The sequence below is a fragment of the Cryobacterium luteum genome (assembly GCF_900110125.1).
Taxonomy (GTDB): Bacteria; Actinomycetota; Actinomycetes; order Actinomycetales; family Microbacteriaceae; genus Cryobacterium; species Cryobacterium luteum.
Genome location: NZ_FOCN01000061.1, coordinates 1 through 1,741, shown reverse-complemented (window position 1 = coordinate 1,741; position 1,741 = coordinate 1). Strand labels below are relative to the sequence as shown.

Sequence of the window (1,741 nt, the reverse complement as noted above, 5' to 3'; positions counted from 1 at the left end):
CCACCGTTTCCGCCCTCAGGCTGCACTCTCCCCGGACCGGTAGCTAGAGAAGTATCTGCGCAGCACGCCGAGCTGTCGCGCCCGGACGCCGGACGCCCACAGGGCGCGTTGAGGCGTGATTCCTCAAGTCGATTCGCTGAGCGAGTTGCCCGTACGGGGAACCACATACGGGCCTTCTCTGGCTAAAGCAGTCCAAAGCCGAAGTAGCCGGACCCTCAGCCCGCAAAGCGGCTCCGAGTCCAGGAAAAGACCTCGCGGTATCTATGACTGGCGTTACTGTTTCCTGACCTTTTCTTGAGGCCACGTGGACAAAATGGTTGCCAGCGGTCATGTACTGAGTGAATGTACTTATCGGAGGGCGCACCATGGACAACACTGAACTCGAACGCTTGCTCCGCGAGACGGCACCCCAGCCGCTGCTACCCACAGGCTTGGCCGGGCATCGTGAGCGGATCCTCGCTGAAGCAAAGCCTCGCCGTGCACGTCGTTTGCAGGCGTGGACCGCCGGAGTCGCAGCTTCGGTGTTGCTTCTCGGTGGAGGGTCAGCAGCGATGGCTGCCGGCGGCATGGAAACGCCCTGGGGTTGGGTCGCAGACAATGTCTTCTCAGTCTCCAATGGTGCCGAGATCTGCTTCGCAGGATTCACCGTCAGCTTCTTGGATGGCGTAGACGAGGACTCAGCCATCGCGCGTGAAACACGAGCGTTCGTGGGCGCGCTCGATCTTGAAACGTTGGACACCGCGCAGATCGAAGCCGAGAACCGCGAGTCGTATCTCACCGCCCGCGATGAGAGTGGCGACGTAAATCCGATTACCATGAGCGATGCGCAGGCCAAGCAGATGGCTGTGTGGCGGGTTGCCTCGAACTTGATGTGGGAGCACCTGGAGGCAAAGGGTTACGACCCCAATCTCGTCGGCTTCGGCATGGCTACGGAAGGGTGCGGCTTGTGAGCGCTGCTGACTGGCAGGCTCGCTTTCAGGTGGCTATCAAGTACAGCGAAGGCGACCTATTCCGCTACTTCTTGCGCAGGATCTCGAACCCGGCTGATGCCGCCGAAGCATATGGTGAGCTACTCATCACGGCCTGGAAACTCCATCGCAAAATGCCGCCAGATGTGGCAGAAGCACGCATGTGGCTATTCGGCGTCGCTCACAATGTGTTGCGAAGCACCCGACGCAACTCCGCACGCTACTCGGCCGCGGTGCAGAGATTCGCCGACGAACTGCGCACCACTCCGGTACCCCAGCCCGAAGACAAGGGTGTCGAGCTCCGAGATGCGATCGCGTCACTTTCCGCCAGTGAAAGTGAATTAGTCCGACTGATCTACTGGGACGGCTTCAAATCACACGAGGCGGCATCAATCCTCGGCATCAACCCCTCAACCGTCAGATCCAGGATGACAAAAGCCAAGGCGCAGCTACGAGCGCTACTGTCACCGGCACAGCCCGAGCCAGCGCACCCTGCACACGTTCCGTGCTTATCAGTTGGATAGCTCGCGAATGCCTGTCGGGCGATCTACTTATTCACGGCGGTGTACCGCAACTGCAGCGCCGGAAACCATCAGACCATCGACAATGCCCGCAAGGGGACCTCCAGCGCGACAGGTCTGCAACCAATCCACCCATCGGCGTTGCGGGAAGATGCTGTGTCACTTGGGAACGTCTTACGGGATAGTTTGGCCGAGCTGCTTGCTCTTGGCGATTAATCCCGGATCAGCAATTTCGCCCCGTTCGTTACTGAC

2 protein-coding genes are annotated in these 1,741 nt (G+C 59.9%); both read left to right on the top strand.

Annotation, left to right across the window (positions count from 1 at the left end; genetic code table 11):
- Nucleotides 1-365: 365 nt before the first annotated feature.
- Nucleotides 366-950, top strand: coding sequence for a hypothetical protein (locus tag BMW72_RS18200; protein WP_134450463.1), 585 nt, complete (start codon nt 366-368; stop codon nt 948-950).
- Nucleotides 947-1,492 (top strand): RNA polymerase sigma factor, encoded by a 546-nt coding sequence (locus BMW72_RS18195; RefSeq protein ID WP_092113162.1) that lies wholly within the window; start codon nt 947-949, stop codon nt 1,490-1,492. Before BMW72_RS18200 ends, BMW72_RS18195 begins: the two co-directional genes overlap by 4 nt.
- Nucleotides 1,493-1,741 lie beyond the last annotated feature (249 nt).